The organism is Pseudarthrobacter sp. rb, assembly GCF_056389225.1.
Genome location: NZ_JBWJAR010000003.1, coordinates 97288 through 119282, shown reverse-complemented (window position 1 = coordinate 119282; position 21995 = coordinate 97288). Strand labels below are relative to the sequence as shown.

Below are 21995 nucleotides of genomic sequence, written 5' to 3'. Positions count from 1 at the left end.
GATCAGCATGGATTGGCGTAACCGCGCAGCGTGCCTCGACAAGGACCCGGAACTGTTCTTCCCCGTCGGGAATACAGGACCGGCCCTCCTGCAGATCGAGGAAGCAAAGAGCGTCTGCCGCCGGTGCCCCGTTGTCGACACCTGCTTGCAGTGGGCCCTTGAGTCCGGCCAGGACGCCGGAGTCTGGGGCGGAATGAGCGAAGACGAGCGCCGCGCCCTGAAGCGGCGCGCTGCCCGCGCACGCCGCGCTTCCTAGGATCCCGGCGCCGGCGAAACGGCACAGGACGATGCTACCGGCACACAGAGGCCCCGCGACAAATCCATTTCGGATTGTCACGGGGCCTCTGTCAGTTCAAGCCCGCGGCCAGGTAAACCACTGGCCGGAGCGCACCTCCTACTTCCCGGCCAGGCTGAGCCGGATCTTGACCTCGGTCCCGCCGCCCTCGCGGCGCTCCCACGTGATGGTCCCGCCGAGCTCACTCGTGACGAGGGTCCGCACAATCTGCAGGCCAAGGCCCTCCACATGCGGGGTCTGCGGAAGGCCCACGCCGTCATCGGCGATGGTTACAGTCAGCTCTTCGCCGTCCTCCGCTTCGGACCGGTCGGCCACCAGCCAAACCGTGCCCGCCCTCCCCTCAAGGCCGTGCTCCACAGCATTGGTCACCAGTTCGTTGATCACCAGGGCAAGCGGCGTGGCGAGATCGCTGGGGAGCTCCCCGAAGCTGCCGGAGCGTTCCGTCCTGACCTGCTGGGAAGGGGAAGCCACTTCCGCGGACAGCCGGAACTGGCGGCCGATCAGTTCATCGAAATCAACGCTCTGCGTCAGTCCCTGCGACAACGTCTCATGGACCAGTGCGATGGTGGCCACGCGGCGCATGGCCTGCTCCAGGCCCTGTTTTGCTTCATCGCTCACCATCCGCCGGGACTGCATCCGCAGCAGCGCAGCCACCGTCTGCAGATTGTTCTTGACCCGGTGGTGGATTTCGCGGATGGTGGCGTCCTTGGTTACCAGCTCCATTTCACGGCGGCGCAGCTCTGAGACATCGCGGCAGAGGACCAGCGCGCCGAACCGCTGCTGCTCGTCCCGGAGCGGGATGGCACGCAGGGACAGGCTTACTCCCCTGGACTCAATCTCGCTGCGCCAGGGCATGCGGCCGGTAACTACAAGCGGCAGGGTCTCATCGACCAGCCGGCGGTCCTTGAGCAGGCCCGCGGTTACCTCAGCGAGCGAACGTCCCTCCAGGGACTCCCCGTCGCCCAGCCTGCGGAAGGCTGAAACTCCGTTTGGGCTCGCGTACTGCACCACCCCGTCGGCATCCAGCCTGATCAGCCCGTCGCCCACGCGGGGAGCGCCCCGCCGGGAGCCCGTGGGAGAGGCAAAGTCCGGCCACAATCCCAGCGTGCCCATCCTTAGCAGATCGTAGGCGCACTGCCGGTAGGTCAACTCAAGCCGGGACGGCATCCGTGAACTGGAGAGGTCCATATGGGTGGTAACAACTGCAAGTGTCCGGCCGTTGCGCACCATGGGGACAGCCTCTACCCGCAGGGCCATCTCACTGTTCCAGTTCGTCTCGCTGGAGCGCTCAATGGACCTGCTGTTCCATGCCTTGTCCACGAGCGGCTGCAGGTCGGAGCGGATGCCCTCACCCACGAAGTCACTGTGGAATGCCGTGTGCGTGGTGGAAGGACGCACGTGGGCCAGGGCAATGTAGCCAAGCTCCGGGTGGGGGAACCACAGCGCCAGGTCGGCAAACGCAAGGTCCGCGACCATCTGCCAGTCCCCCACCAGGAGGTGCAGCCACTCGGCATCGCCCGGCCCGAAATCAGCGTGCTCCCTGATGGGGTCCGTAAAGATTGCCACTGCACCTCCAGTTACGGCGCCTGCTTCCTAGCGCCGGACGATTGACCTCAAGAGCCTCAATGCTACCGACAGTGAGGCCATGTCGTCGGCCTCCAGTGCGTTCACCTCGTCGAACATGCTCTTTGCCCGGCCCAGCTGCTCGGCATTTTGCGCCTCCCAGTCCTTGAGCCGTGCATCCGGCGACCCTGTGGCGGACGTGGCGTCCAGCACCGCCGTCGTCATATCCGACACCGTTGAGTACAGGTCATCGCGCAACGCTGCCCGTGCCAGCGCCTGCCACCGGTCCTGCCGGGGAAGGCTGCTGATCCGTTCAAGCAACGAGTCCGCGTGGAACCGGTTGAACACGGTGTAGTAAACGGCCGCGATCTCCTCTACGCGGTCCTTCCGGGAGCGGGCGATCTTGGCGATGTCCAACAGCACGAAGCTCTCGAACAACTCGGCCCAGCGCAGCGCAAGGCCTTCCGGGAGTTCCCACTCGCGCCCCTTCGCCAGCCACGCCGCCACCCGCTCGCGGTCGTCGCCGCGGAGGTAGTCCAGCAGCCGGGCGCGCATGGGATCCATCAGCGGCTTGAACTCTGCCACCACCTCGGCAATGGGGCGGGAAACACTTTCCTGGCTGAGCAGCCACCGGACCGCCCGGTCCAGAAGCCGGCGGATGTCCAGATGGACGGTGCTCCAGTGCTCCGTGGGGAACGAGGCAGGCAGGCTGTTCAGTTCCCCCACCATCGCGTCCAGCTCATATACCTCGCGCAGCGCCACAAACGCCTTGGCCACGGCAACTTCGCTGGCCGAGGTTTCCTCCATCACCCGGAAGGCAAACGTGATACCGCCAAGGTTGATCATGTCGTTCGCCACCACCGTGGCGATGATTTCGCGGCGCAGCGGATGCGTGTCCAGTTCGGCGTCAAAACGTTCACGAAGTTGGTGCGGGAAGTAGGCACGCAGGGTGTCACGGAACCAGGGGTCATCGGCGAGATCGCTGTCCCGCAGGGCCGACGCCAGCTCGATCTTCGCGTAGGCGGCCAGTACTGACAGCTCCGGAGACGTCAGTCCCTGGCCCTGTTGCAGCCGTTCCCGCAACGTTTCCGTGGTGGGCAGCGCCTCAAGGTCGCGCTTAAGGTCGGCGCTCTTCTCCAGCCAGTCCATGAGCCGCTCGTAACTCGGGCTCCACTCAGCCACCCGCGTCCGGTCGTTCAGGAGCAGGATGTTCTGGTCGATGTTGTCTTCGAGAACCAGGCGCCCCACTTCATCGGTCATGGAGGCAAGGAAGTCAGCGCGCTCCCCCGCCGGCAACTTGCCGGCAGCAACCATCCGGTCAACGAAGATCTTGATGTTGACCTCATGGTCGGAGCAATCCACACCGGCGGAGTTGTCGATGGCGTCCGTGTTGAGGATGACCCCCTGCAGCGCTGCTTCAATGCGGCCGCGCTGGGTCATTCCCAGGTTGCCGCCTTCACCCACTACCTTCACCCGCAGGTCCCGGCCGTTGACCCGGATGGCATCGTTGGCTTTATCGCCTACGGAGGCGTTCGACTCGGAAGACGCCTTGACGTAGGTTCCGATTCCGCCGTTGTAGAGCAGGTCAGCCGGCGCCAACAGGATGGCACGCAGGAGTTCAGGCGGGCTGAGCTCAGCGGTTTCCGCCGGAAGCCCCAGCGCGGCCCGGACCTGCGGGGACACGGGAATGGACTTGGCCTGACGGGCGAAGACACCGCCGCCTTCGCTGATCAGCGACTTGTCGTAGTCGTCCCAGGAAGACCTGGGCAGGTCGAACAGCCGCTGGCGCTCCGCGAACGAGGCTGCCTCATCCGGGTTGGGGTCCACGAAGATGTGCCGGTGGTCAAATGCCGCCAGCAGGCGGATGTGCCGGGACAGCAGCATCCCGTTGCCGAACACGTCGCCGGACATGTCCCCCACGCCAACCACGGTGAAAGGTTCGGTCTGGGTATCCAGGTCCAGTTCGCTGAAGTGGCGCTTCACCGACTCCCAGGCGCCCCGCGCCGTGATGCCCATGGCCTTGTGGTCGTAGCCCACGGAACCGCCGGAGGCGAATGCGTCCCCCAGCCAGAAGCCATACTCCGCGGACAGCCCGTTGGCGATGTCCGAGAAAGTAGCCGTTCCCTTGTCCGCCGCGACCACAAGATAGGAGTCGTCGTCGTCATGCCGGACAACGTTCGACGGCGGCACGAGCCGTTCGCCGCCGCCCTCGGTAAGGAGGTTGTCAGTAAGGTCCAGCAACCCGCGGATGAACGTCTTGTAGCTTTCGACGCCTTCGGCCATCCAGGCCGCGCGGTCGGTTGCGGGGTCCGGAAGCTGCTTCGCGAAGAAGCCGCCCTTGGCTCCCGTGGGCACGATAACGGCATTCTTGACCGTCTGCGCCTTGACCAGGCCCAGGACTTCCGTGCGGAAGTCCTCCCGCCTGTCGGACCAGCGGAGCCCGCCGCGGGCAACCTTGCCGAACCGGAGGTGCACACCCTCGACGCGCGGGGAGTAAACCCAGATTTCGAACATGGGCCGCGGGAACGGCAGCCCTTCAATATGGGCGGGATCCAGCTTGAAGCTCAGGTGCGGCTTGTTCTGGTAAAAGTTGGTGCGGAGGGTGGCCTCGATCAGGTTGACGAAGGTGCGCAGCACGCGGTCGGCGTCGAGAGTGGCAACTTTTTCGATGGACGCTGCCAGTTCCTGCCGCACTGAAGCCTGGGCCTCAGCGCGTTCACCATCGCTGATGGAGGGATCGAAGCGGGCCGCGAAGAGGGCGCTCAGCCCCCTGGTCACATCCGCGTTGGCCAGGAGAGTGTCCGCCATGAAGCCGAAGGAACTGCTGTTGCCCATCTGGCGCATGTACCGGGCGTAGGCGCGGAGCATAGTGATTTGCCGCCATTGCAGACCTTCCCGCAACACCAGTCGGTCAAAGTTGTCCGATTCCGCAGCACCGGTGACGGCCGCGCCAAAGGAGTCGGCAAGAAGCCCGCCCGTGGACAGGGGGTCCACTCCCGCCGGGTACTTCAACCCCAGGTCGTACAGGAAGAAGTCCCGGTGGTCTGCTGTTTCGATTTCAAAGGGCCGCTCGTCCAGGACCTCGAGCCCGAGGTTGTGGAAGTAGGGCAGGATCTGGCTCAGGCTTTTGGGCTCCAGCATGTAGAGCTTTACCCGGGCGTCTTCCTCCAGTGTTGCACCGGCGCCTTCGGGAAGATACACGTGGACTCCGGGACGGTCCTGCCGTGCCCCGGCGTTCCGCTCGGCGGCGGCCCCGTACTTTTCGAACCGCGCGATGTCTTCGAGGGCATCCTCCACTTCGTAGTCCACGCGGTAGCTGGCCGGGAACGCCTCGGCCCAGGTGGCAGCCAGTTCCTTGGCCTCGGCTGGGTCCCGGCCCTCACGCAGGACCTCCGCGATGCCTTCGCTCCAGGACCTCGCCGCCCGGACCAGCCGCTTTTCCAGCTCGTCGCTGTTGACATGGCTGACGTCGGCGTCCTTGGGCAGCCGGATGCGGAAGAACAGGCGCGCGAGTGCCGATTCGGTCATCCGGGCTTCGTAGTCGATCGAGACTGCCTGGAAGGTTTCCCGAAGTTCCTGTTCGATGCGAAGCCGCACGTTCGTGGTGTACCGGTCCCGGGGCAGGTACACGACAGCGGACATGAAACGCCCATAGATGTCAGGCCTCAGGAACAGCCGGGTACGCCGCCGTTCCTGCAGTTTCTGGATTCCAAACGCGGTTGCGGCCAAATCAGGGATTTCGATCTGGAACAGCTCATCGCGTGGGTAGGTTTCCAGGATTCCCAGCAGGTCCTTGCCCGAGTGCGAATCCGGCGGGAAGCCGGCGTTCTGGAGGACCGCATCCACCTTTTCCCGGACGATAGGAATGTCGCGGACGGAACCGGCGTAGGCGCTGGTGGCAAAAAGGCCAATGAAGCGGCGTTCGCCGTTGACGTTACCCGCAGCGTCAAAGCTCTTGATGCCGATGTAGTCCAGGTACGCCGAGCGGTGCACGGTGGACCGTGAGTTGGCCTTGGTGATGACGAGGGCGCGCTTTTCCCGCGCCTTTTTACGGCCGGTATCAGTGAGGTGCTGGATGTGCGGGGAGTCCGCGGCTGCCCGGAGCAGTCCGAGGCCGCTGTCCTCGCGCAGTTCCAGGACGTCTTCGCCGTCGACGTTGAGCAGATCGTATTCGCGGTAGCCCAGGAACGTGAAGTTTCCATCGTCCAGCCAGCGCAGCAGATCCTTGGCCTGCCGCAATTCGGCAATCTGCGCAGAGTTGGCCACCTTGTCCAGGCTTTCGGCGATCTCCAGCGCCTTTTGGCGCATCCTTGGCCAGTCCTCGACGGCGGCCCTGACGTCGTTCAGGACGCGGGTCAGGCCCGCGAGCAGGGAAGTCTTCACTTCGTCGGAAACCCGGTGGATTTCGACGGCGATCCAGGACTCCATGTGCGAGGCATTTTCACCTTGCGCAATGAGGTGGGAAAGGTTGGGCATTGCCGCTGTGTCCCCGCTGGAAATGCCCAGGTGTGCCGGAACCCTGTTGACCTTGACCAGTTCGCCCGTTTCCCGGTTCCTGGTTGCTACGAAAAGCGGGTGGACCACGAGCCTGATGGCCGCGTGCTGCCGGACAAGTTCGGCGTTGACGGAGTCGACCAGGAACGGCATGTCGTCAGTAACGACAAAGATGACGCTGCTGTCCTCTTCATCGATGATCGCTATCTTCGCCTGACCGGGCTGCCGCACGGACGCTGCCCGGCGGTGTTCCTCGGCACGGGCTTCCAGAACATCCCGGGGGTAGCTTCGGGCATCCTCCTCAGCCAGGTGCTGGTAGTAGTCCCCCATGAAGCCTTCAAGGCCTTCAATGGAGAGGGGCTGGTCCTCCACACTGGATCCAGACGACATCGACAACGCCTCCATCAGAGATATTCGCCGCACCTTTGCAGCTCTTATGGCGAGCCTAGTCCTTTGCCCTTCGCCGTGGTGTGGAAGAAAATACAGAGGATTTGGCTTTTCGCTGGTCTGGTGCACAAACAAGTTCGCGGATGGCACGCCGAAGCGCGGAGTCGGGGCACGCTTCAAGCAGCAGCGACCCTGCAAGGAGTGCTGCATCGGCGGCGCCGGGGTCGTAGGGCAGGAACGCTTTGAGTTCCGACGCGGGGCCGTACCGTTCCCAGGCATCCCGCAACTGGCGCTCCGGGGCTCTGCCCACGGAGGAGGAACGCACCTTGTTCATGACGACAGTGGGTGAGGCTTGCGGTACAGCACCTTCCAGTTCGGCAAGCGCACGGACCATCCGCGGGACGCCCACGGGATCAGCCGCGCCAACGGCATAGACCGCGTCCGCCAGCTCCAGGGGACGCAGCGTCGCGGCATTCCGTCGCGGCGCCATGGTGTCGAAGCTCAGCTCTTCATCGGCTTCGAGGCAAAAGCCGGTATCCACCACCACAACGTCCGCGATCTGCCGGGCCCGTTCAAGAACAAGCGACAGGGCAGTGGCGCGCAGCTCAGTCCAGCGGTCCGCGCGGGTAATCCCCGTAAGCACCCGGAACGTCCCGGACGCAGTGGCGACGGTGGCGGCCACCTTCCTAAGGGCGTCCGGGTCCAGCAGCCCCTGGTCGGCAAGCCTGCACGCCTGGGCAAGCCCGGCTGACTCATCCAGGAGACCCAGCACCGCCGCGACGCTGGCGCCGTAGGTGTCCGCGTCGACCAGCAGGACATCCCGGCCATCGGCAGCCATCTCGCCGGCGATGTTCACCGCAACAGTGGTCCGTCCCGGCGCCCCGGCCGGTCCCCAGACAACAATGAGCCTGCCGGCTGGTTCGCCCTCGGGGCCAGGTGCAGGCTGCACGGGGTCTAAGGCCAGCGCAGCCCCGGTGTCAGCTCCCGCGCTCAGGATGGCGGGACGGGCAGCACCTGTCAGCTGGGCAACGGCATCGGCGATCCTGTCCGAAAGCTCTGCTGACTCGACTCCCGTCAGCGCCGACGCGACACCGATTTTGCGGAGCCTGGCCGCCTCCTCGGCATTGTCCGTCAGCGCGATGACTGCCACCCCAACAGCTCCAAGCCGGTCGACAAGGGAAGCAGTCAATCCGTCGGACCCTTCTGCCACTACGGCGGCCCTTGCCAGACCGCTTTGACAGGCAGCGAGGAGCTCGGGAAGTTCGGTGCATCGTCGAACCACCGTCACCGGACCGTGCAGCCTTTCGAGGCCGCCCACCAAGTCCTCCCGGCTTTGGCCAACGGTGACAACCGGGATACTCATCGGGCCCCGCCGGGATTCCACACAACGGATATCTTCGCGTCGTTGGCCTGGGCACCCAGCAACGCAGGCATCTGCTTGTCCTCCACCAGGACCATCAGCACGGTGGTCTTTGACGATCCGAGGGCAGTGGACCCGGTGGTGACCTCAGCGATTTCAGCTCCGGGAAGGATGAGTTTCGGCTCGCTGTATCCGTTCTTTGCATCCGGCTGCGCCACCCAGACGTCCACCTTCGCACCGGCAACCGCCTGGGACGGCAAAGTCTGGGCGATGTTGAGCGCCACCGGCTTACGGTCCAGCCGGTCCACCTCGCCCAGGCTTGCCCTGGGAACCAGCTGGTCCTTGGCGATCCGCTGCACGGCGACAACGTCCTGGGGCAGGCCGTCCTCCACGGTGATGTAGTGCTGCTCCGTGTCGCCCAGGCGGACCTTCGCGCGGACCACGTTCTCCGCTGTCAGGCGCTCACCCACGGCAATGCCGTCCCGGGCCGCGAAGACCTCGGTGGTGCGGTCTGCGCTGCCGACCAGGAAAGTAACCCCTGCGACAGACACCAGGACCAGGAGAACGCCCACCAGCAACCGCGGGTCCTTCCACGACGGGCGCTTCAGCCGTGGCGCCGTGGCGCTCGAATCAGGAACCATACCGTTCTCCCCCTAGGTACACCGGACCTGCCCACTCTGGCCGGACTCCTCATTGTTACCGCCAGGGACCGGGAACAAAAGTCATTTGTCTAAATACCGGCTATCTGTGGAAAACGGGCGCAAACAACGTCATGTGATGGCAAAATGGGCGTATGCCAAGGTTCCTCACGCTCGCAGACGTCGCCGAGCAACTCCAGATCAACTCCCCCGCCGCGTACGCCTTGGTCCGCAGCGGGGAGCTGAAGGCCATTCAGGTTGGCGGCCGCGGGCAGTGGCGCGTCGAGGAGAAGATGCTGGAAAAGTACATCGAGGAACGCTATGCCGAGGCCAGCCGCATGATCCAGGAGTCCCGTTCGAAGTCAGTGTGACGCCCTTAGGCTCCGCCGGCCTTATGGGACCTGATCATCGCCAGCGCCGTAAAAGGTATCGCTGACACCTGGCCAACGCTTTGGGCCCTCCGTGCCTCGCCCGGAATCACCGCGGCAAGGTCGATGTAGTCCCGGCCGACCCGGTCAATGACGCCCTCCACCCGCACGGCTCCGGTTCCCCCGGCAATCATCACGGTCACTTCCGCCCGATCCCGGGCAAGGGCCCGCAGGGAATGGGCAAGTCCGATCGAGCGGCGGACCGGTGAGTCCTCCGTCCGCACATGCCTGCCCAGGCCCACGTACCGGGCTGCGGCCGCATAGGGAATGAGCACCTGATGCCGTTCTTCATCCAGGACCAGCGCATCAGCTCCAACATGGGTCAGCTCCCCCTGCGCCGATTCGCCGCACAGGAGGTGGACCATGATCCTGTAACCAACGGCTGCCCGGAGCCTGTCATCGAGCCGCAGGCCAACCATCTCGGCCCGCATCCGCTCGCTGACCTCGCTCTCGAGCGCCAGCCGGTCAGCCTCCGCGAGCTGGCTTTCCATGTCGTTGAAGAGTGCATCCCAGCGCATCCCGCCAGCGTAGGGTCCCCTGCCGCGCCCGTCAACGCGCGCCTTATTTCACTCCAACGTCTGGACAAAACGCGTTTAGGCGGTTCAGACTGAGTCAAACAACATCAAACATGATCAAACAACGTCAAGGCGGTTGTAAATGGGACACTCAGGTAGGACGGGATGGTCGGATGCCGCCATAGCGTTGGCCTTTCTGGTGCTTGGAATCCTGCTCTGCATCCTGGGAGCGGGCCAGCTGGTGCAGTGGCGGGACGCCGCCACGCATCAGCAGGGGTGGACCGTAGAGGTCCTCCTGGCAGCCGCCGCAACAGCAGTCGGCCTCGGACTTTTGCTGTGGTGGGCATTTTCGATGCTGGCTGCTGGAGCCTCCGTCCTGCTGGAGCGGCTGGGCCGGTACCGGGCTGCTGCGGCCGCCCGCCGGCTCTCACCTGCATTCATGCAGCGGGCGGTGATTGCCGCCTTTTCGATGCAGCTGATAGCCGGCGCCGCGGCACATGCGGCCACCAACGCGCCGGGGCCGGAGTGGACACCCACGCACGAACAGTCCTCGGCGGCTTCCGCCAACCCTGCAACTGCGCACGTTGCTCCGACACCCCGCCAGGGCGCTGGCCCGGGCATGCATCTCTCTGTCCAACCGGGCCCCGCGGAGGTGCCACCACCGGACCGGGAAGCCGCGTCGCCGGCATGGCATCCCGCCGCGGCCCTGCCCACCGCCGCCACGCCCAACCCGGGATGGCAACCGGCCTCCCCGGTGGTGGAGCCAGGCCTGCTCGCCGCACCGGAAACCAGGACCGCCGCCAGCGCGGAGCCGGACCCACGGAAAGCGATTGGCGGGGCGGCCCCGGTGACCGTGCTTGCCGGCGACACACTATGGGACATCGTGGCGGCCCAGCTGGGGCCGGAGGCATCGGATGTGGACATAGCCCTCGAATGGCCCCGGTGGTACGCAGCGAACCGCGGACTGATCGGCGGGAGCCCGGATGTCCTGCTACCGGGACAGATCCTCCAGGCGCCGCAGGCGCCATAGCCACTGGCGTTTTCCGTGCTGCGCCGGCGCCGGGGCCGGGGCAGGTAATACCGAAGATCCAACCGACGTGCCGGCATGCCGGACCGGCCTGCCCGCATTGCCCGGCGCCATGCCAGCCAATAGATCATCAGCTATTCCGCTATTCGAACCAAGGGGAACACCATGACCGCAGTGACACCTGCCCGGACCGCCCAGCGGCTGGCTGCCAACACCGTAAACGGCGGGAGGGCCGCCCTCGCGAAAACCGCGTCAGCGTCAACAACGGCGGTGACCGCAGGCCGGTCCCGCGCCGCGGACCCATCGTCCCTGAGGCCCGTTAGTGAAGCTGCGGAAGTAAGGGCCATTACCCGCGGAACGGTTCAGGCTGCCATGGAGGTCCTGGCAGGGATCCGTCCCATACACCAGCTGGCGCGCCGGCTGGATCCTCGGTGCCTGGCATCGCTGCAGCACCGGGCCGCGCTGATCAGGCGCGAACTTACCCGGACGGGCAATCCCGCCCTTGCCCGTCTACACCGGAACTCCACAGTCCGCTCCGTGCGGGTGTGCGAGGTAGCGGAGGGAATTTACGAGGCAAGCGCTGTCGTGGTGGATGACGTACGGGCACGTGCCGTTGCCGTCCGGCTTGAGCGCAGCAAGCAGGTCTGGCGCATCGTTGAACTCGTCATCGGCTAAACCGTTGGGTGATTTGGTGCGCACCCGAAAGCACACGGTGCACCATACAAACAGGGCAGGGGCCCATCGGCCCCTGCCCTGTTCATTAACGCCTGTGCGCGTTTACGGCTGTGTCTACTAGCGCTTTTTCTTCTTCGCCGGGCGCTTGGCGGCGTCCTGGGCAGCTGCCTTCGCAGGATTGCCGGAGCGTCCACTACCTGTCCGGGTTTCCACCCGGGTTTGTGTTCCGCCGGTCTCGCTGGGAGCCGTGTACTGCAGCTGCGCGGGCTTTTCGGGGGCCTCAAGCCCGGAGGCATGGACCTGCGGGTCCACGTGCTCAGTATGTCCGCCGGCCGCGTCCTGGACGACGACATCCTGGGCCGGCGTCACCTCGACCTCAAGGTTGTAGAGGAAGCCAACGCTTTCCTCCCGGATGGCCTCCATCATGCTTTGGAACATGGCGAAACCTTCGCGCTGGTACTCCACCAGCGGATCACGCTGCGCCATGGCGCGCAGGCCGATGCCCTCTTTGAGGTAATCCATCTCGTAGAGGTGTTCCTGCCACTTGCGGCCAATGACGGAGAGGACCACGCGGCGCTCGAGTTCCCGCATGCTTTCGGAGCCGATGACCTCCTCGCGGGCCTGGTACACCAGGCGGGCGTCGGAAAGGATCTCCTCCTTCAACAGCTCCACGGTGACCCTGGACTTGCCACCGGCCTCTTCGATGATGTCTTCGGGAGTAACGCTGACAGGATAGAGCGTCTTAAGGTTGGTCCACAGCTGGTGGAAGTCCCAGTCGTCGCCGTTCCCTTCCGCGGTGGCGGCATCGATCAAGGCAGCGATGGTGTCCTCAATGAAGTACTGCACCTTCTCGTGCAGGTCATCACCTTCCAGGATCCGACGGCGGTCGCTGTAGATGGCTTCGCGCTGGCGGTTGAGGACGTCGTCGTACTTCAGCACGTTCTTGCGCTGCTCGGCGTTGCGGCCTTCCACCTGCCCCTGGGCAGAGGCGATGGCCCTGGATACCAGCTTTGATTCCAGCGCAACGTCGTCCGGCACGGAACTGTTCATCAGCCGTTCCGCCGCCCCGGAGTTGAAGAGCCGCATGAGGTCGTCGGTCAGCGACAGGTAGAACCGGGATTCACCCGGGTCGCCCTGGCGGCCGGAACGGCCGCGGAGCTGGTTGTCGATGCGTCGCGACTCGTGGCGTTCGGTGCCCAGGACGTACAGGCCGCCGAGGTCCAGGACTTCCTCGTGTTCGTCCTTGACGGACTGCTTGGCGGCTTCAAGCGCTGCGGGCCACGCGGCTTCGTACTGTTCGGAGTTCTCCTCCGGGTCCAGCCCGCGCTTGGCGAGTTCGGCGACAGCCGTGAATTCGGCGTTTCCGCCCAGCATGATGTCAGTGCCGCGGCCGGCCATGTTCGTGGCCACGGTGACCGCACCCTTCCGGCCTGCCTGGGCGACGATGGCAGCTTCCCGGGCGTGGTTCTTGGCGTTCAGGACCTCGTGGCGGATACCTTCCTTGGCAAGCAGCTTGGACAGGTACTCGCTCTTCTCCACGCTGGTGGTGCCCACGAGGACGGGCTGGCCTTTTTCGTGGCGCTCGGCGATATCGCGCACCACGGCGTCGAACTTTACAACCTCATTCTTGAACACGAGGTCCGGCTGGTCGATCCGCTGCATGTCCCTGTTGGTGGGGATGGCCACGACGCCCAGCTTATAAGTGCTCATGAACTCAGCCGCCTCAGTCTCGGCGGTACCGGTCATTCCGGAAAGCTTGCCGTACATACGGAAGTAGTTCTGGAGCGTCACGGTGGCCAGGGTCTGGTTTTCCGCTTTGATCTCGACGCCTTCCTTGGCCTCGATCGCCTGATGCATGCCTTCGTTGTAGCGCCGGCCGGCCAGGATGCGGCCGGTGTGCTCGTCAACGATCAGCACTTCGCCGTCCAGGATGACGTAGTCCTTGTCCCGCTTGAAGAGTTCCTTGGCCTTGATGGCATTGTTCAGGAAGCCGATCAGCGGGGTATTGGCGGACTCGTACAAGTTGGAGATGCCGAGGTAGTCCTCCACCTTTTCGATCCCGCTCTCGAGGACGCCCACCGTGCGCTTTTTCTCGTCGACCTCGTAGTCCTTTTCGGGCTGCAGCCGGAGCACCACTTTGGCGAATTCGCTGTACCAGCGGTTGGTGTCCCCCTGCGCAGGCCCGGAGATGATCAACGGGGTGCGAGCCTCATCGATCAGGATTGAGTCCACTTCATCGACGATGGCGAAGTTGTGGCCGCGCTGGACAAGTTCGGTCCGGTCCCACGCCATGTTGTCGCGCAGGTAGTCGAAACCAAACTCGTTGTTGGTCCCGTACGTGATATCGGCGGCGTACTGCTGACGGCGAACGGCGGGATCCTGGTTGGCCAGGATGACACCACTGGTCAGGCCCAGGAAGCGGTAGACACGGCCCATGAGCTCGGACTGGTATTCGGCGAGGTAATCGTTGACCGTGACCACGTGGACGCCCTTGCCCGTAAGGGCGTTCAGGTAGGCGGGAGCGGTCGCCACCAGGGTCTTGCCTTCACCGGTCTTCATTTCAGCGATGTTGCCCAGGTGCAGGGCGGCGCCGCCCATGAGCTGGACGTCGAAGTGGCGCATGCCCAGGGTGCGGGAGGAGGCTTCACGCACTGCTGCGAAAGCCTCCGGAAGCAGGTCGTCGAGCTTCTCGCCGTCCTGGTGGCGGGCGCGGAGGCGGTCCGTCTCCTCGCGCAGTTCGGCGTCGGTAAAGGTCTTGAATGAGTCTTCGAGGGCGTTGATGGAATCGGCATAGTTCCGCAGCTGCCGGAGTGTTTTCTTGTCACCCGTGCGGAGAATTTTTTCGATAAGTGATGCCACGTGAAGATGCTCCCAGTCTGATGCCGCCGAATTCTGGCGTGTTCAGTCTACGGGAGAGACACGCCGCCGGTGCTCCTTTTCCCTGAGAGCGGATACTCCCTACGGACGTGCCAGCTCCTGCGCCAGCCGGGCGGCAAGGTCTCCTGCCGGCCCCACTTCCACATCCGGCAGGCCAAGCCATTGGCCCATGAGCTTGAGCTCGGCGGCAAGTTCGACGGCGGTATCCGCCGGTGCGTCGGGCTCGGCGAACGCGGCCCTCGCCAGCAACCGGCCGCCGGCCCGGTCTGCTTTCAAATCCACCCGCGCCACGATCCTGTCACGCAGCAGGAAGGGCAGCACGTAATAGCCGAAGCGCCGGTTGGGTTCCGGGGTGTAGATCTCGATCCGGTAATGGAAGCCGAACAGTTCGGAAAGGCGCCGCCGCTCAAAGACCAGGGAATCGAACGGGCTCAAAAGCGCCCGGCCGGTGGCACGCCGCGGCAGCAGCGAATCCACATGCCGGAAGATCTTCCGGTTCCAGCCCGCCACCGTGACGGGTTCCAGCCTGCCTTGCTCCACCAGGTGCTCGACAGCCAGGGCTGTGGCCTTGACCGGAGTCCGGAAGTAGTCGGCGAAGCAGCGGATGCTGCCGATTCCGTGGGCCTGGGCGGCCGCGTCGGTCAGGCGCCGGAGTGCAGCCTCTGGATCCTTCTCCCCTGCGGCGGCGGCCGCATCCGGGAGGACCTTGGAGGTCAGCGTGTACCTGCGCTCGAACTGCCCGGTCCGGGAGGCCGCCGACACCAGACCCGCTTCGAAGAGGTGTTCAAGGACCCGTTTCACGGCGTTCCAGTTCCACCCCCAGTTGTCCGCCTGTTTCTCTTCGACATGCCCAATCCGTGCCGTCAGTTCAGAGGCCGTCATGGGCCGGGACCGGGCGAGGACCGCCAGGATCCTGGCAGCAACCTCATCGCGGAGCACGGGGTCCATCCGGGACGCGCCCACCCAGGCCCGCTTTTGCCAGAGAAGGAGGTCCTGGTAATGCTCCGGCCGGATGTAGCTGGCTTCGTGAGCCCAGTATTCGAACATCCGTCGCGGGTGGCTGGCGGACATGCGCTGCAGGATGTCCCGGTCATAGTTGCCAAGGCGGGAATAGAAGGGCAGGAAGTGGCTGCGGACCAGGACGTTTACGGAGTCGATCTGGACCAGCTGGAGACGGGCAAAGGTACGGCCCACCGCCCGTGCTGTCACGGGGCCGGTGGGCCGTCCTTTGTGGAGTCCCTGCGCTGCCAGCGCGATCCGCCGGGCCTGGTCAAGGCTCAGCGTTGCCGACAATTCAGACCTTTCTGGTGGTTGGTACCACCTTGGACGTTGCCAGGTACGTCAGACAGTGGCGGCTGCGTCGTCGGAGCGGTAGGCAAGGACCTTTTCCTCCACGACAGTGTCCCCTGGCTCGCATTCGTGGTCCAGGGTAATGACGCCGTAGGTCCAGCCGCGGCGGCGGTAGACCACGGACGGCGTGTTGGTGGCCTTGTCCACGAAAAGATAGAAGTCGTGGCCGACGAGCTCCATGTTGTCTACGGCGTCGTCGAGGGTCATGGACGCAGCGGGGAAGACCTTGCGCCGGATCAGTACCGGCGAGCTCCCGGCCGGGATGTCATTCTCGACATCGTAGGGGGATTTTTCCTCCGGCGCCTGCGCTGTTTCGCTCCTGCGGTTGGCCTCGAGGTAGAGCGGTTCGTGCGCGCTGGCTGGTTCAAGGGAGGCGGTTGCTTCACGGACGGCCTTGGGCGTGTGGCGGCCATGGTGGACCTTTTTGCGGTCCTTCGCGCGCCGGAGGCGCTCAAGCAGCTTGTTGTAGGCGAGGTCAAAGGCGGCAAATTTGTCTGCGGCGCTCGCTTCGGCACGGATTACGGGGCCCCTGCCCAGGACTGTCACTTCGACGGTCAACTGGTCGCCGGTTTGCCGGGCGTTGGTCTCCTTGGAGACTTTCGTATCCACCCGCTGGATCTTGTCGCCAAGCGATTCGATCTTTGCGATCTTTTCCCCGGCGTATTCGCGGAACCGGTCTGAAACGGTCAGATTTCGTCCGCTAATCATAAACTCCATGGTGCCCTCCAAATGACTTCGGTGACACGACGGCGGCACTTCCCTGGGCCGGGCTGTTTGACAGTCGAGCCCCTCTCCGAGCCGCCATCGAAAGGTACATTCTGTTCTTGGTACCCACCACCGACGTTAGTTCATAGCCACCTGTTATTCATCCTTTCCCGGTTTATTTTTTTCTAAGTCATGGCTCCTTCCGTGCGGTCCGGCGGCGGGCGTGGCGGGGTCCGCAGCAGCGGGCGGGCGTGTCGCGGCAAGCACGACGGCGCCCCTCACCTGGGCTCCGGCCAGGTGCAGGGCCCGGGCTGCTTCTCCGATGGTGGCGCCGGTTGTCAGGACGTCGTCGACAATGATGCAGGGACGGCCCAGGACCTTGGTTCGGGCGCGGGATTTGACCTGCATGGACCCCCTGACACGTTGGAAGCGGGCGCCCCTGCCAAGACCTTTTTGGCCCGCCAGACCTTTCTGCCCGCCCAGACCCTTTGGTCCTTCCAGAAGAGCCCGGGGCTTCTTGCCCAGGACATCCGCGACGTCGAGGCCTGGCAGTTGCCGTGCGGCTTCCTTCAGGAGCAGATGGACCGGGCTGAACCCCCGGTTGACGTATGCCGCGGTACCGGTGGGCACCGGAACCAGCAGGAACCCGCTGCCGCCGCGGGCCGCTGCCCTGACCGCCACGGCCAGCGCCCTGCCAAGGTTCCTCCCCAGCTGGTGCTGGCCGTGCCTTTTGAACGACAGCAGGCCTTGAGCCAACTCGTCCCGGTACACCCCCGCGGCCACCACCGGCAGCATGATGGTCCCGTCGACATCCATCAGCGCCGGGGCTCCGCTTTCGGCGCGGAAGGGGTCCCTGGTCAGCTGGCGGATGCGGCTGCAGCACGAGGCGCAAAGGGTCCGGTCTTCGGCCCCGCAGCAGACGCAGTCCACCGGCACCGCCAGTGCAAGGAGATCGGCCGCCGCGCCGGACACCCAGTCGGAAAGGCGCAGGAGCGCTGCGGCGTGTTCGGCCCTGTGCAGTGCCGGCCAGGGCGGCGGCGGCTGAAGGTCGGGATCCATCCGCCGGGTCCCCTGCCGGCCAGGGCCAGCTGTTCCGCTTCCTCCGGATATTCCGTTCACTGCCCCAGCATGCAGCAGATGCCCAGGCATCAGGAGAGTCTGGCGCACCTATGTGGACAAGTCGGATGACAGGGGTCAGCCGGGAAACGCGGGGTCGATGGGACCCTTGATCTGCGGCGACCAGCCATTGCCGAGGCGCTGGAAGATACCCTCTCCGGACTGGACGTAGATGTCGTCTGCACCATTTCCGGCACTGATGGCAACCAGTCCGGGCCAGGGAGCCAGCTGCTGCGGCTGTCCGGAGGTGAGGGACAGCAGCTCCGGCGTGACGTTCGCACCGGCTGCCTCCTTCATAACGGCAACGGTGGTTCCGTTCACCCACACACCTTGGTCGGGATCGCCGGCGCTGACCAAAGTGATGGGCGCGGTCAGTTCGCGCGGCGTGCCGTCGCCGGCGCGGATCACCCCGGCCACCTGCACCTTGGACTTCCCGTTCTGCTCTGAAATGACCAGGGCGCGCACGCCGTCGCGTGAGATCCGGAGCTCCTTCACCTTCCGGCCGGCAAGCCACGATGGCGCCAGCGTCACGGACGGGACAGGTGCCCCCTCCGCCACTCCGGTGGGATGGAACGCCACGACTTCGGTGGCACCGGTAGCACCGGGTCCGGCCGTCCACACCCAGTCGTTAACACTGAAGGACGGCCGGCTGAGGGTGCTCCGGGTGGTCAGGGCACGGGCAGGTTGCCCCGGGCTGATGCTGTACAGCGTGGTGCCGCCGTCGTTGAGGAAGGCGGCGGTCTGCGACACCGGGGATTCCGCAGGGTAGCGCGGGTTTAGCGCGGAGACCGGCTGCATGTCGGGCAGTGGCGAAACGCGGTTGTTTTCGTAGCGCACCAACTCATTGCCACTGATGGCGATCTGGCGGGAAGGAACGGTTTTATCCAGCACCGGAGGAAGGACGGACCCGTTGTCCTCCACCCGGACCAGGTCTTGGTTGGCACGCAGCTCAACGTTGACAACGTCGGGCTGGCTGCGGAACGTCAGGGTCAGCTGCATCTGCATGCGCAACCGGTCCTCCGCCGAGGTTTCCGTCAGCTCCTTTGCCGTCAGATCCACCTGCGCGGCCCCGGAGACCACCGGGACAGACTCACGTGCCAGCTTGATTCCCGATGGGAACGCGCTGGCGACGGCGCCGCGGAGGTATGGGGCGGGCCCGGCCAGCAGCGCGCTGGTCATGGCTTTGACGGTCTTGTTCTTCAGGAACCAGCGGACATCCGGGATGGCGTAGGTGAACGTGGGGTCGTAGAAGTAGATGGGGTAGGCGCCGTAGATCACTTTGAACGTTTCCTCGGCAATGGCCGTCCCGTCCGGAATCGCGGAGATCCGCCACTCGCCGTCCACCTGGGTCACCGTCACCGGAATGCGTTCCACTGTTCCCGGCGGCGACTGGGTGGCGATGCCGTCGGCGTCCACGGTGTAGGAGACATCCAGCTCGTAGTTGAAGACGTTTTCTGTTTCTGTGGGGACGACGCGTGCCTCCCGGTAGACCAAGGCTCGTTTGTCCGGCTTCCAGGACACCGCCGACGCCTGCGTCAGGTACTGGCGGGCCACGGCGTAGTCGTCCTCGTAGCCGCTGCCGGCCCGGTAGAAGTAGTCGATGATTGTTTCCGGGGACGCACCGGGCTGGGGTGCTGCGGGAAGGAAGACGGGCGCGTTGACGTTGCCGGCGCTGCTTTCGCTGCTTTTCCCCACCGGGCCGGAGGTGGGGATCCGCGCGCAGCCCGACAGGAGGACGATGAGCAGCACGAGCAGTGCCGCGGGGTACCTGGCATGGCGCATCGAGGCCCTCATGGTGTCTCCTCGGGGGGCCGCACTGGGGCGGGACCGGCCGCACGAGTCTGGAGCAGCAGCATGTTTTTGTAGTCCTGTTCCGCGGGTATGCTTCCCGGCGCTCCGGGTATGGTGGCGTCCCTGGGTTCCAGCTGAACTGGTGACTCGGTGATTGCGCCGTCCTGCCGCAACGGAAGGGTCAGCCGGAAGTTGGCGCCATCGCCTTTCCTGCCCCATGCCTGGAGCCAGCCATGGTGCAGTTTGGTGTCCTCCATGGCGATGGACAGTCCCAGGCCGCTGCCTCCTGTCGTGCGGGCGCGGGCGGGGTCGGCACGCCAGAACCTGTCGAAGACCCTGGCCGCCTGCGATGGGTCCATTCCGATCCCGTGGTCCCGGACGGAAACGCCCACCGCCGTCTCATTTATCGCGACCGTGACAGTCACCGGCTTGCCCTCACCGTGCTCCACGGCGTTCAGGATCAGGTTCCGCAGGATCCTGTCGATCCGCCGGGCGTCCATTTCCACGATCACGGCCTCGTCCGGGGCTGTGTAGAGGATTTCCGAGCCATACTCGGCTGCGACCGGCGCCGCGCCCTCAATGACGTGGGCGATGACCTGGAGCAGGTCCTCAGGTTCAGCATCCAGGACCGCCACGCCTGCATCGAAGCGGCTGATTTCCAGCAGGTCGGAGAGCAGGGACTGGAAGCGCTCCACCTGGTTGTACAGCAGCTCGGCGGACCGTTTGTTGATGGGGTCAAAGTCATCCCGGGCGTCGTACAGAACCTCCGCGGCCATCCGGACGGTGGTCAGCGGTGTCCGGAGCTCGTGCGAAACGTCGGACACAAAGCGCTGCTGCATCTGCGACAACGTGGCCAGCTGGGTGATCTGCTCCTGCAGGCTGGCTGCCATGTGGTTGAAGGAGGCACCAAGGCGGGCCACCTCGTCCTCGCCTTTGACCACCATGCGCTCCTGCAGCTGGCCGGCTGCGAGCTTCTCGGAAACCATGGCGGCGTGACTCACCGGGCTGACCACGTTGCGCGTTACATACCAGGCGACGGCGCCGATCAGCAGGACCAGTACCGCACCGCCGGCCCAGAGGACGCTTTGGATCTCATTCAGAGTTTGCTGCGCGGTGTTGAGGTCGTAGATCAGGTACAGCTCGTAGACAGTGCCGTTGAAGGTCACCTTGTTGCCCACGGCGATTCCCGGCCGGTCCTCGGTCCCAACGGGAATGACGGTGGATGCCCAGTACTGGTCCTTCCCGGATTCCTGGACTGCTTTGCGCAGGTCAGGAGGGATGACGCTGACCGTCAACTGGTCCGACGCGCGGGATTCAACCCAGCGGTTGCGGGGTTTGGTCTGGTTGGGCACCGCCTCGAAGACGTAGCGCCTTTGGATGACCGAACCGCGCCCTTCCACGGCGCTGAGCGTGTCCGAGACCAGGGTGATGACGCTCGACTGGTCGGTGACCTGGGCGCCGTCGAACGTCTCCTGAACCTGCTTTACGTTGTAGCGTGTCTCGGATTCGGCCTGCGTCAGCCGCTCCTGGAACAGGTTGTTGGCGATCTGGTTGGACAAGTAGGCACCCACCACAGCGAAGGACGTCACGGCCAGCATCAGGGTGGTAAGAACGGTTCGGAACTGCAGGGACCGGCGCCAGCGCTGCTGCAGCGCCCGGCCAAGGTACCTCAGCCCCGGGAGGAAGCGGCGGACTCCGGTCCGCACCAGCCGTGCCACGCGCAGCGCCACGATCACGGCGCGGCGCTGCCAGATCCGTGCGCGGAAGGCAACATGCCGAAGACCGGGAGTCACGGAATTTCCGGGTCCGGGCACGTTGGCCTCGTCGCCGCCCTGGGATGGGCTGTCCTGCCCGGCGCCGCGGCTCAAACCATCATCAGCGGCGTGCGGCGTTGTGCGCTGGTCCGGTTGCCCGCCCTGCGCAGCGGGGTCAGACCCCTGCTTTGTAGCCGACACCACGCACCGTCAATACAACTTCCGGAGCTTCCGGGTCCTGCTCGATCTTGGACCGCAGGCGCTGGACATGGACGTTGACCAGGCGGGTATCAGCGGCGTGGCGGTAGCCCCAGACCTGCTCCAGCAGCAGTTCGCGGGTGAAGACCTGCCAGGGCTTGCGGGCCAATGCCACCAGCAGATCGAATTCCAGCGGCGTCAGGGAGATCCGCTCGCTGCCCCTGCTGACGGTGTGCCCGGCGACGTCAATGGTGATGTCCGCGATTTTAAGCGTCTCGGGGGCCTTCTGGTCGCCGGGGCGAAGGCGGGCGCGCACGCGTGCCACCAGTTCGGCGGGTTTGAACGGCTTGGGCACGTAGTCGTCAGCGCCGGATTCCAGTCCGCGGACGACGTCTGAGGTATCTGACTTGGCGGTCAGCATGACGATGGGCACATCCGACTCAGCGCGGATCTGGCGGCAGACCTCGATGCCATCCATACCGGGAAGCATGAGGTCGAGCAGGACCAGGTCCGGCCGCGACGAACGGAAAACGTCGAGGGCCTGGGCGCCGTCGGCGCAAAAGACCGGCTCGAAGCCGTCATTACGGAGGACAATTCCAATCATCTCGGCCAGCGCTTCGTCATCATCTACCACCAAAATGCGTGCCTTCATAGCTATATATTCCCTTATCGGGATGGGTTTGTCCTGTTGAGCGGCTTCCGGGCATGGCGGGGACACTAGGCCGGCCGACGGCGGAACTATAGTCTTGGGGTCATGCCCTGCATTGCCGGTGCGCGCCTTCCGGCGGCCGGCACGCGGGGCAGGCGGACTGATATGGGGGA

The 21995-nt window shown here is 65.0% G+C and carries 16 protein-coding genes; 4 read left to right on the top strand and 12 right to left on the bottom strand.

What is annotated here, in order from left to right; translation table 11 throughout:
- Positions 1-7 precede the first annotated feature (7 nt).
- On the top strand, positions 8-256 hold the full coding sequence (locus ACWRN3_RS05580; RefSeq protein WP_003804966.1) for a WhiB family transcriptional regulator: 249 nt from the start codon (positions 8-10) through the stop codon (positions 254-256).
- A 138-nt stretch (positions 257-394) separates the two neighbouring features.
- Here the strand turns inward: ACWRN3_RS05580 and ACWRN3_RS05575 are convergent, their stop codons facing one another.
- The 4 genes from ACWRN3_RS05575 to ACWRN3_RS05560 are packed head-to-tail and all read right to left on the bottom strand — an operon-like array spanning position 395 to position 8740.
- Positions 395-1861 (bottom strand): sensor histidine kinase, encoded by a 1467-nt coding sequence (locus ACWRN3_RS05575; protein ID WP_159631565.1) that lies wholly within the window; start codon positions 1859-1861, stop codon positions 395-397.
- Positions 1862-1888: 27 nt separating this feature from the next.
- Positions 1889-6742, bottom strand: a complete 4854-nt coding sequence (locus tag ACWRN3_RS05570; RefSeq protein WP_476740071.1) for an NAD-glutamate dehydrogenase — start codon at positions 6740-6742, stop codon at positions 1889-1891.
- 55 nt (positions 6743-6797) lie between these two features.
- Positions 6798-8102 carry a CpaE/TadZ family protein gene (locus ACWRN3_RS05565; protein WP_476740070.1) on the bottom strand — a complete coding sequence of 435 codons (1305 nt, stop codon included), beginning with the start codon at positions 8100-8102 and terminating at the stop codon, positions 6798-6800.
- Complete coding sequence (locus tag ACWRN3_RS05560) at positions 8099-8740, bottom strand: hypothetical protein (protein WP_255172658.1); 642 nt, start codon at positions 8738-8740, stop codon at positions 8099-8101. Before ACWRN3_RS05560 ends, ACWRN3_RS05565 begins: the two co-directional genes overlap by 4 nt.
- 152 nt (positions 8741-8892) lie before the next feature.
- Between ACWRN3_RS05560 and ACWRN3_RS05555 the strand changes: the two genes are divergently transcribed.
- On the top strand, positions 8893-9108 hold the full coding sequence (locus ACWRN3_RS05555) for a helix-turn-helix domain-containing protein (RefSeq protein ID WP_476740069.1): 216 nt from the start codon (positions 8893-8895) through the stop codon (positions 9106-9108).
- Between the two features lie 5 nt (positions 9109-9113).
- On the opposite strand, the gene ACWRN3_RS05550 is transcribed toward ACWRN3_RS05555, so the two are convergent.
- Positions 9114-9683: a hypothetical protein gene (locus ACWRN3_RS05550; RefSeq protein ID WP_476740068.1), complete on the bottom strand. Its 570-nt coding sequence runs from the start codon at positions 9681-9683 to the stop codon at positions 9114-9116.
- Positions 9684-9822: 139 nt separating this feature from the next.
- Between ACWRN3_RS05550 and ACWRN3_RS05545 the strand changes: the two genes are divergently transcribed.
- On the top strand, positions 9823-10710 hold the full coding sequence (locus ACWRN3_RS05545) for a LysM peptidoglycan-binding domain-containing protein (RefSeq protein WP_476740067.1): 888 nt from the start codon (positions 9823-9825) through the stop codon (positions 10708-10710).
- A 162-nt stretch (positions 10711-10872) separates the two neighbouring features.
- Positions 10873-11382 carry an Rv3235 family protein gene (locus tag ACWRN3_RS05540; RefSeq protein ID WP_476740066.1) on the top strand — a complete coding sequence of 170 codons (510 nt, stop codon included), beginning with the start codon at positions 10873-10875 and terminating at the stop codon, positions 11380-11382.
- A 117-nt stretch (positions 11383-11499) separates the two neighbouring features.
- Here ACWRN3_RS05540 and secA read toward each other — a convergent pair whose 3' ends face one another.
- The 7 genes from secA to mtrA all read right to left on the bottom strand — a co-directional run bounded on the left by secA (position 11500) and on the right by mtrA (position 21825).
- Positions 11500-14241: a preprotein translocase subunit SecA gene (secA, locus tag ACWRN3_RS05535; protein ID WP_476740065.1), complete on the bottom strand. Its 2742-nt coding sequence runs from the start codon at positions 14239-14241 to the stop codon at positions 11500-11502.
- Positions 14242-14340: 99 nt separating this feature from the next.
- Positions 14341-15552 carry a winged helix-turn-helix domain-containing protein gene (locus ACWRN3_RS05530; protein WP_476740064.1) on the bottom strand — a complete coding sequence of 404 codons (1212 nt, stop codon included), beginning with the start codon at positions 15550-15552 and terminating at the stop codon, positions 14341-14343.
- A 48-nt stretch (positions 15553-15600) separates the two neighbouring features.
- The gene (gene hpf / locus ACWRN3_RS05525; RefSeq protein ID WP_159631557.1) at positions 15601-16326 is read right to left on the bottom strand and encodes a ribosome hibernation-promoting factor, HPF/YfiA family; all 726 of its coding nucleotides are present in this window, start codon (positions 16324-16326) and stop codon (positions 15601-15603) included.
- Positions 16327-16470: 144 nt separating this feature from the next.
- A complete protein-coding gene (locus tag ACWRN3_RS05520; protein WP_476740063.1) occupies positions 16471-17373 on the bottom strand; it encodes a ComF family protein in 903 nt (300 codons plus the stop codon).
- Positions 17374-17508: 135 nt separating this feature from the next.
- Complete coding sequence (locus ACWRN3_RS05515; RefSeq protein WP_476740062.1) at positions 17509-19224, bottom strand: LpqB family beta-propeller domain-containing protein; 1716 nt, start codon at positions 19222-19224, stop codon at positions 17509-17511.
- A complete protein-coding gene (mtrB, locus tag ACWRN3_RS05510) occupies positions 19221-21179 on the bottom strand; it encodes an MtrAB system histidine kinase MtrB (protein WP_476740061.1) in 1959 nt (652 codons plus the stop codon). The genes ACWRN3_RS05515 and mtrB overlap by 4 nt, the downstream gene beginning before the upstream one ends.
- On the bottom strand, positions 21151-21825 hold the full coding sequence (gene mtrA, locus ACWRN3_RS05505) for an MtrAB system response regulator MtrA (protein WP_255172666.1): 675 nt from the start codon (positions 21823-21825) through the stop codon (positions 21151-21153). The genes mtrB and mtrA overlap by 29 nt, the downstream gene beginning before the upstream one ends.
- Between the last annotated feature and the right edge of the window lie 170 nt (positions 21826-21995).

Coding starts and splice junctions, on each gene's coding strand:
- ACWRN3_RS05580 (WP_003804966.1), top strand. CDS start 8: ATGGATTGGCGTAACCGCGCAGCGTGCCTCGACAAGGACCCGGAACTG.
- ACWRN3_RS05570 (WP_476740071.1), bottom strand. CDS start 6,742: ATGTCGTCTGGATCCAGTGTGGAGGACCAGCCCCTCTCCATTGAAGGC.
- ACWRN3_RS05565 (WP_476740070.1), bottom strand. CDS start 8,102: ATGAGTATCCCGGTTGTCACCGTTGGCCAAAGCCGGGAGGACTTGGTG.
- ACWRN3_RS05560 (WP_255172658.1), bottom strand. CDS start 8,740: ATGGTTCCTGATTCGAGCGCCACGGCGCCACGGCTGAAGCGCCCGTCG.
- ACWRN3_RS05555 (WP_476740069.1), top strand. CDS start 8,893: ATGCCAAGGTTCCTCACGCTCGCAGACGTCGCCGAGCAACTCCAGATC.
- ACWRN3_RS05550 (WP_476740068.1), bottom strand. CDS start 9,683: ATGCGCTGGGATGCACTCTTCAACGACATGGAAAGCCAGCTCGCGGAG.
- ACWRN3_RS05545 (WP_476740067.1), top strand. CDS start 9,823: ATGGGACACTCAGGTAGGACGGGATGGTCGGATGCCGCCATAGCGTTG.
- ACWRN3_RS05540 (WP_476740066.1), top strand. CDS start 10,873: ATGACCGCAGTGACACCTGCCCGGACCGCCCAGCGGCTGGCTGCCAAC.
- hpf (WP_159631557.1), bottom strand. CDS start 16,326: ATGGAGTTTATGATTAGCGGACGAAATCTGACCGTTTCAGACCGGTTC.
- ACWRN3_RS05520 (WP_476740063.1), bottom strand. CDS start 17,373: ATGGATCCCGACCTTCAGCCGCCGCCGCCCTGGCCGGCACTGCACAGG.
- ACWRN3_RS05515 (WP_476740062.1), bottom strand. CDS start 19,224: ATGAGGGCCTCGATGCGCCATGCCAGGTACCCCGCGGCACTGCTCGTG.
- mtrA (WP_255172666.1), bottom strand. CDS start 21,825: ATGAAGGCACGCATTTTGGTGGTAGATGATGACGAAGCGCTGGCCGAG.